The sequence below is a fragment of the Streptomyces sp. WAC06614 genome, from assembly GCF_003949795.1.
GTDB lineage: Bacteria > Actinomycetota > Actinomycetes > Streptomycetales > Streptomycetaceae > Streptomyces.
On record NZ_RPRY01000325.1, the window covers coordinates 1 to 7,510 of the forward strand.

A 7,510-nucleotide genomic window follows, 5' to 3' on the forward strand; every position below is an offset into this window, starting at 1 on the left:
GACGGGGGCATCTGGGGGGACGGTATGCCGGAGGGGTCCGAACGGGACGTGCTGCGCGCGGGGCAGTTGCGCGCGCTGCTGGCGGAGCGCGGTGCGCGCTGGTCCGTCAGCGAGCACCTCGCCGACGACGAGGAGATACCCAGGGCCGCCCTGGGACTGGAACCGGGCACGAACCTGACGACCGCCCAGGAGGCCGGAACGGTCGACCTGGCGGCGCTCGTCGGCCGGCCGAGCGGCAATCCGCACCTGACCCGGCGCAGAGCGGCGCACGGACTGCTGCCCGGCAGCCGGGCGGTGGCCGCGCCCCCGGCCCGCCCGGCCGCCGTGGACTGGCGGGTGCGCTGGGGCTGGCCCTGGATCACCAAGGTCAAGGACCAGAACCCGTGCGGCTCCTGCTGGGCGTTCGGGGCGGCCGGGCTGGTCGAGTCGATGGCCCGGATCGAGCACCACGTGTGGGCCGAGCGCTCCGAGGGCGACGTGCACGACGGGCTGCGGTTCTCCTGCGGGCAGGGCAGCAACCCGGAGACCGCCCTGGACTGGATCCGCGACAACGGCGGACTGGCCGACCCCGACTGCTACCCGTACACCACGCCCCCGCCGGGCCTGCCCGCCGATCGGCGCGACGCCTGGCGGGCCGACTACACGCCGAGCTGGGACCGTTCGGGCAGGACCGTGCGGATCGGCGACTACGTGCGGCTGGGGGACGTGGAGCAGCAGAAGGTGTGGCTGGACACGGTCGGTCCGCTGACCGCCTGCTTCGACGTGTACGACGACTTCTTCGGGCTGGGCTCCGGGGTCTACCACCGCACCAGCGACCACCTCGCGGGCGGCCACTGCGTGCTGGTGGTGGGCTACGACGACGCGGCCGGCTGCTGGCTGTTCAAGAACTCCTGGGGGACCGGCTACCACGTCGGCGGCTACGGCCGGATCGGCTACGGCGAGGTCAACATCGACCACTGGGCCAAGTGCGGCCTGCGCGGCACCAACATCGACCCGTGGAGCAAGCGCCGCCTGCACACCGGCAACGTCTACGAGAGCGGCAACGGCCGCGCCCACCGCAACTTCGAGCTGCTGGCCACCGAGGGCGGCGGCCGGCTGCGGCACTGGTGGCGCGAGGGGGACGCGCCGTTCGCCTGGGCGCGGGCCGCCACCTTCGCCTCGGACGCCTCCGGCCAGCCCGCCTTCACCGGCACCACCTACAACCGGAACATGGAATCCCTGCACGTCACGCCGTCCGGCCGGCTGCGGCACTGGTACTACGAGCAGGCCGCCGGGACCTGGCGCGACGGCGGCGCCTTCGGGCCGGGCGACGCGGCCGTCGGGGCGACCCCGGCGTTCATCCAGAGCGACTACGGCAAGCCCGGCAACTTCGAGGTGGTCGTCCGGACCGCCGACGGCCGCCTCAACCACTGGTGGCGGATCAACGGCTCGCCCTGGACCTGGAACGACGGCGGCCGGTTCGGCTCCGGCATCGCCCACTACGGGCCCGCCCTGGTGCAGACCCGCAGCCGCCACCTGGACCTGGTCGCGACCCGGGAGGACGGCAGGATGCAGCGCTGGTGGCGGGACGACGCGGCCGGCTTCACCTGGCGCCCGGGCGAGGTCTTCGGCAGCGGCATCACCTCCGCGCCCTGCCTGGTCGAGGCCCAGTACGGCGCGCTGGACGAGGACACGGCGGGCAACTACGAGCTGTGCGCGGTGGGCGCGGGCGGCCGGATCGAGCACTGGTGGCGGGCGAGCGCGGGGGACGCCGGCTGGCGGCGCAGCGCGGTCTTCGGGCACGACGCGCTGAGCGTGACCGGGATGCTCCAGGGCAGTTTCGGGTTCAACCTGGAGGTGATCGTGCTGCGCACCGACCGGCAGCTGCAGCACTACTGGCGGGACGGCTCCGGCTGGCACGAAGGGGCCGTGATCGGCCCCGTCTGACCAGAGCCCCGGGAGCGGTGGTGGACGTACGGAGCGTGGTGCTGCGGCCCGGCCAGTCGTACGCGCTGCGGCTGACCGGGCGGGGCGCCCGGGGCTGTGTGTGGACCTGGCGGATCAGCGGCGACCCCGACGCGGTCGAGGTGACCGAGGCCCCCGGGCCCGCCGAGGACGCCGCAGCCACCACGCTGCCCGGGGCGGACGTCGAGCTGGTCTACGTCGTCCGGGGACGCCGGCCGGGCGGACGGGCCCGGATCCGCTTCGCCCAGGTCCGCCCGCCCTACCCGCACGAGCCCCCGTACGACACGTGCGTGCTGGACGTCGAGGTCAGACCCGCACCGCCCGGCGGTCCTTGAGCGCCCACTGCTGCACGGACTCCAGCGGGCCCCGCTCGAACCGGCGCAGCCACAACCGGGACGCGGCCACCAGCACCACGCCGACCGCGGCCCACAGGGCCATCACCCACCACGGCCCGTGCCCCGCCAGCCGCTCGGTCAGCCCCAGGCCGATCCCGTAGCAGGCCAGCATGCACAGCAGGTTCTGCAGGACGTAGCAGGACAGGGCGGTGCGGCCGACCGAGGCCAGGGAGGCGGTCGCCGCGGCGGGCACCGGCAGCCGGTCCAGGGCCCAGCCGATCAGGCCGATGTAGCCGAGGGCCACCACGGGGGCGGCGACGTAGCGGCCGAGCAGGAAGAAGTCCTGGCCGCCCAGCGCGCAGGCCAGGTTCAGCGGCAGGCCGAGGCCCAGGCCCCCCACCGCGAGCCGGGTCCGGATCCGGCGGCCGGATTCGGTGGGGGCGAAGGCCCCGGCCCGGTACAGCCGGACGCCCAGGAGGAAGAGGAACAGCAGCAGGCCGAAGGAGAGCACCGGCTCGATCCGCAGGGCCAGGGCGTTCTGGAGCCGGAAAGCGATCTGGTCGGCCCAGCTGCCGTGGGCGTAGATCTCCACGGCCGGCCCGCCGGCGGACGTGCCGCCGGAGCCGCTCCCGTCGTCCGGGGAGGCGAGCGAGCCCAGGGTGAGCAGCCCCATCAGGGCCAGGTGCACCCCGGCCGCGGTCCCCGTCACGATGCGCCGCACCCGGGCGGAGCGGGCCAGCAGCGAGGCGGCCAGCAGGGCCGTCACGGCGTACCCCATGAGCACGTCCCAGGCGAAGACGCACACGAAGTGGACGGTGCCCTCCAGGAACAGGAAGGCGGCGCGGCCCCGGTAGCGGCCCGGCCAGGGGGTGCCGCGGCGGGTGGCGGAGTCGTACTGGATGGCCAGCCCGACCCCGAACAGCACGGTCAGCAGGGCCAGGAACTTGCCGTCCGCGAGGAAGCGGAAGAGGAATTCGGCCAGGGTGGCGGCGGACGGGTCGGAAAGGGGGTCGGGCGCGCCCAGGCCGCCCTTGAGGACCGACCACTCCGAGCCGGGCGTCGCGAAGATCCAGACGTTGGTCATGAGCGTGCCGAGGATGGCCGCCCCGCGCAGGACGTCGAGCAGCGGGAGGCGCCCGGCCGGTGCCGGGCGGGTCAGGGTGTGCGTCGCCATGCTCTCCAGCGTCCCGGCGGTCCGGGGCCGGTTCGTCCTGCGGCCGGACGAAGCGCACGTACATCCTTCGATGCAGCCGACCGCCGGCCGGGTCCGCATCGTGGACGGGGCCCCGGCTCGCACCCTTCTTGTATCTAAGCTGTGCCCATGCCATCGACCACGGCCGCCGCCCCGGCCACCACCGCCGCCGACCGCGTCTACCGGCACATCAAGCAAGGGGTGCTGGACCGCCGCTACGAGGGCGGGACGCTGCTGACCGAGGGCGAACTCGCCGAGGCGGTCGGCGTCTCGCGCACGCCCGTGCGCGAAGGCCTGCTGCGCCTGGAGACCGAGGGGTTGATCAAGCTCTACCCCAAGAAGGGGGCACTGGTCCTGCCGGTCTCCGCCCAGGAGATCGCGGACGTGGTCGAGACCCGGCTGCTGGTCGAGGAGTTCACCGTGCACCGCGCCGTCCCGGCCCCGCCGGCCCTCCTCGCCCGGCTGGAGGAGCTGGTCGCGGCCCAGGAACGGCACGCGGCCTCCGGCGACCTGGCAGCCTTCGCGGTCGAGGACCGCTGCTTCCACGCCGAGATCGTCCGGCACGCCGGCAACCAGATCCTCAGCCGGCTCTACGACCAGCTGCGTGACCGGCAGCTGCGGATGGGCGTGGCCGTCATACACGCCCATCCCGACCGGGTCGCCCAGAACCTCGCCGAGCACCGCGAGATCCTGGCGGCCGTCCGCGCGGGCGACGGGGAGCGGGCCGCCGCCTGCGTCCGCGCGCACGTCGGCCGGGTCAGCAGCCTGCTGCGCGGGGGCGTGGCATGACGGGCGCACCGGCGGCGGAGCCGCCCGGCGGGCGGCGGGCCGTCGCGGTCTGGTGCATCGGCGTCGCCGTCTACTTCGTCGCCGTCATCTTCCGCACCAGCCTGGGCGTGGCCGGACTCGACGCCGCCGACCGCTTCCACGTCAACGCCTCGGCCCTGGCGACGTTCTCGCTGCTCCAGCTCCTGGTGTACGCGGGGATGCAGATACCCGTCGGCCTGATGGTCGACCGGCTCGGCACCAAACGCGTCCTGACACTGGGCGCGGTGCTGTTCACCGCCGGCCAGCTCGGCTTCGCCCTCGCGCCCTCGTACGGGACCGCGCTCGCGGCCCGGGCGCTGCTCGGCTGCGGGGACGCCATGACCTTCATCTCCGTGCTGCGGCTGGGCACCCGGTGGTTCCCGGTGCGCCGGCAGCCGCTGGTGGCCCAGCTCGCGGGCCTGGTCGGCATGGCCGGGAACCTGGTCTCCACCCTCGTCCTCGCGCCCCTGCTGCACGGGGTCGGCTGGGTGCCGGCGTTCGCGGGCAGCGCGGTGGCCGGGCTGGTGGTGCTGGTCCCGCTCGTGCTGTTCCTGCGCGACCACCCCGAGGGCCACGCCGCCCCGGAGGCCGCGCCGCGCGGCGAACGCGGCTACGTCCGCCACCAGATCGCCCGCTCCTGGCGGGAGCCCGGCACCCGGCTCGGGCTGTGGGTGCACTTCACCACGCAGTTCCCGGCGATGGTGTTCCTGCTGCTGTGGGGGATGCCGTTCCTGGTCGAGGACCAGGGGCTCGACCGGACCACGGCGGGCGGCCTGCTCACCCTGGTGGTCGCCGCCAACATGGGCTTCGGCCTGCTCTACGGCCAGCTCATCGCCCGGCGGCCCGGCGCCCGGCTCCCCCTCGCCCTCGGCACCATCGCCACCACGGCCGTCCTGTGGGCGAGCGTCCTGCTCCACCCGGGCCGGGCCCCGATGTGGCTGCTGGTCACGCTGTGCGTGGTGCTCGGCACCTGCGGCCCCGCCTCGATGATCGGCTTCGACTTCGCCCGCCCGGCCAACCCGCCGGCCCGGCAGGGCACGGCGTCGGGCATCACCAACATGGGCGGGTTCCTCGCCTCGATGACCACCCTGCTGGCGGTGGGCGTGCTCCTGGACGCCACCGGCGACGACTACCGCACCGCCTTCAGCGCCGTCTTCGTCCTCCAGGCCCTGGGCGTGACCCAGATCCTCCGGCTGCGCGGCCCGGCCCTGCGCCACGAACGGGCCCACGCGCAGGGCCGGGAACGGGAACCCGCTCCGGCCCGGGCGGCGTCCTGATCTGCGCGGGGATGACGGGGATCACGGGGTCACGGGGATCACGGATCACGGGGTGGTACCGGGCGCAGGGCGTCAGGGCGTCAGGGCGTGACGGCGAAGTGGCGCAGGATCGCGTCGGCGAGTTCCTGGTCGCCCTCGACCTTCAGGCGGTCCGCGACCGCCTGCGGGCGGACCCGGCCCGCGGCCAGGCGCATGTACGTCTCCCAGTCCGTCACCAGCGTGACGGCCGGGCCCAGCGAGGGGGTGCCGTCCATGGTCCCGCGGCCCTCGGCGTCGACCCGTACCGTCCGCATGAACTCCAGCGGCCCGTTGACGTCGAGCACCACGGCCGTGCCGGCCGGGGCCCCGGCCTTCTTCGCGACCACCTTCGGCAGACCCGCCAGCAGCAGGTCCCGCGCCACGTGGGCGCCGGGCGAGTCCAGGTTGCCCGGCACGCCGAGGGCGGTGCGCAGGTCCTGCTCGTGGATCCAGACGTCGAAGGCGCGCAGCCGGGTGGCGAGCTCCAGGGTGACCTGCTCGCCGAGCGGGCCCCGGACCAGCGTGGAGGGGTCGCGCTTCTCGTTGCGTATCTGGCGGGCGCGGCGGATGACGGTGTACTCCAGCTCCGAGGTCATCTCGGGCGCCGTGTGGTGGCGCCGGACGTCGACCTGGACCTCCATGTAGCGGGTGAACTCGTCCACGACGTGCCGCAGGTCGCGTGGGAGGGTGTGGATCGGCCGGGGATCGCCGAGCATCTCGGTCTCGATCCCGATGATGTGTGACACCACGTCACGCACCGACCAGCCCGGGCACGGGGTGGCCCGGTTCCATTCGCCCTCCGTCAACGGGAGGACGAGTTCGGACACTGCCTCGATGGAGTGGGTCCACGCATCGACATAGGGCTGGAGGTGGGGATGGACGGTCAACGGGACCCCTCGCGTGCTGTTCAGTGGCGCGTTGTGGACTTGATGTCCAAAGCTACGCTGCCGATGAGCACCCCGGCAGTGCTTTCGTGTGACGATCGTAGGCCCGAGTTGACGAACCGAATGCCAGGACGGTGGTAGTGTGCGCGCCTCCCTCATCCAAATCGCCGTGCACGACGGGGAGTCGGTGGCTTCCCGCCGCTCCCGCGTCGCGGAGCTCGTCCGCGAGCAGAGCGGCAGCGATCTCGTCGTGCTGCCCGAGCTGTGGCCCGTCGGGGCGTTCGCGTACGAGCTGTTCGAGACCGAGGCCGAGCCGGTGGACGGGCCGACCCGTGCGGTGATGGCCGAGGCGGCGCGGGACGCGGGCGTGTGGTTGCACGCCGGCTCGATCGTGGAGCGCGCGGGCGACGGCTCGCTCTACAACACCGCGCTGGTCCTCTCGCCCGAGGGCGAGCTCGCGGCCACGTACCGCAAGATCCACCGGTTCGGCTTCGACCAGGGCGAGGCCGTGATGATGGCCGCGGGCGACTCGCTGACCACGGTGCCGCTGCCCGGGCAGGACCTGACCCTGGGCCTGGCCACCTGCTACGACCTGCGGTTCCCGGAGCTGTTCCGGGGCCTGGTCGACAACGGCGCCACCGCCTTCGTGGTCCCGGCCGGCTGGCCGGCCCGCCGCCGCGCCCACTGGACCCTGCTCAACCGGGCCCGCGCGGTGGAGGACCAGGCGTACGTCCTGGCCTGCTGCTCGGCCGGCACCCACGCGGGGGTGGAGCAGGCGGGGCACAGCCTGGTGGTGGATCCGTGGGGCGAGGTCCTGGCCGAGGCCGGGCCGGGCGAGGAGGTCCTGACGGTGGACCTGGACCCGAAGAAGATCCCGGAGACCCGCGAGGCCTTCCCGGCCCTGAAGGACCGCATGCTGGGCCTGCGGCGGTAGCGCGTGCGACGAGGAGCCTGCTCTTGAACACGTTCAAGAGCAGGCTCTATGCTGCCCCCGCCCGCCGAACCAGGCCCAGGCAGGCAGCACCAGCCCCAGGAGCAACCCCATGCGGCCCC

The 7,510-nt window shown here is 74.0% G+C and carries 7 protein-coding genes; 5 read left to right on the forward strand and 2 right to left on the reverse strand.

Annotated elements, in window-relative coordinates; genetic code table 11:
• Positions 1-24 precede the first annotated feature (24 nt).
• Both EF918_RS29460 and EF918_RS29465 read left to right on the forward strand, forming a co-directional pair.
• Positions 25-1,926: a C1 family peptidase gene (locus EF918_RS29460; protein WP_125651982.1), complete on the forward strand. Its 1,902-nt coding sequence runs from the start codon at positions 25-27 to the stop codon at positions 1,924-1,926.
• Positions 1,927-1,946: 20 nt separating this feature from the next.
• Positions 1,947-2,279 (forward strand): hypothetical protein, encoded by a 333-nt coding sequence (locus EF918_RS29465; RefSeq protein WP_125651983.1) that lies wholly within the window; start codon positions 1,947-1,949, stop codon positions 2,277-2,279.
• On the opposite strand, the gene EF918_RS29470 is transcribed toward EF918_RS29465, so the two are convergent.
• Positions 2,251-3,453: a DUF418 domain-containing protein gene (locus tag EF918_RS29470; RefSeq protein WP_125651984.1), complete on the reverse strand. Its 1,203-nt coding sequence runs from the start codon at positions 3,451-3,453 to the stop codon at positions 2,251-2,253. The two genes, EF918_RS29465 and EF918_RS29470, sit on opposite strands and share 29 nt — an antisense overlap.
• A 147-nt stretch (positions 3,454-3,600) precedes the next feature.
• Here EF918_RS29470 and EF918_RS29475 point away from each other — a divergent pair, with 147 nt between their 5' ends.
• Positions 3,601-4,260 (forward strand): GntR family transcriptional regulator, encoded by a 660-nt coding sequence (locus EF918_RS29475; protein ID WP_125651985.1) that lies wholly within the window; start codon positions 3,601-3,603, stop codon positions 4,258-4,260.
• On the forward strand, positions 4,257-5,555 hold the full coding sequence (locus EF918_RS29480) for a nitrate/nitrite transporter (RefSeq protein ID WP_125651986.1): 1,299 nt from the start codon (positions 4,257-4,259) through the stop codon (positions 5,553-5,555). The genes EF918_RS29475 and EF918_RS29480 overlap by 4 nt, the downstream gene beginning before the upstream one ends.
• A gap of 80 nt (positions 5,556-5,635) precedes the next feature.
• On the opposite strand, the gene EF918_RS29485 is transcribed toward EF918_RS29480, so the two are convergent.
• Positions 5,636-6,460, reverse strand: a complete 825-nt coding sequence (locus EF918_RS29485) for a maleylpyruvate isomerase family mycothiol-dependent enzyme (protein WP_125651987.1) — start codon at positions 6,458-6,460, stop codon at positions 5,636-5,638.
• A gap of 139 nt (positions 6,461-6,599) precedes the next feature.
• Here EF918_RS29485 and EF918_RS29490 point away from each other — a divergent pair, with 139 nt between their 5' ends.
• Positions 6,600-7,391 (forward strand): carbon-nitrogen family hydrolase, encoded by a 792-nt coding sequence (locus EF918_RS29490; protein ID WP_125651988.1) that lies wholly within the window; start codon positions 6,600-6,602, stop codon positions 7,389-7,391.
• Positions 7,392-7,510 lie beyond the last annotated feature (119 nt).

Coding starts and splice junctions, on each gene's coding strand:
- EF918_RS29460 (WP_125651982.1), top strand. CDS start 25: ATGCCGGAGGGGTCCGAACGGGACGTGCTGCGCGCGGGGCAGTTGCGC.
- EF918_RS29470 (WP_125651984.1), bottom strand. CDS start 3,453: ATGGCGACGCACACCCTGACCCGCCCGGCACCGGCCGGGCGCCTCCCG.
- EF918_RS29475 (WP_125651985.1), top strand. CDS start 3,601: ATGCCATCGACCACGGCCGCCGCCCCGGCCACCACCGCCGCCGACCGC.
- EF918_RS29480 (WP_125651986.1), top strand. CDS start 4,257: ATGACGGGCGCACCGGCGGCGGAGCCGCCCGGCGGGCGGCGGGCCGTC.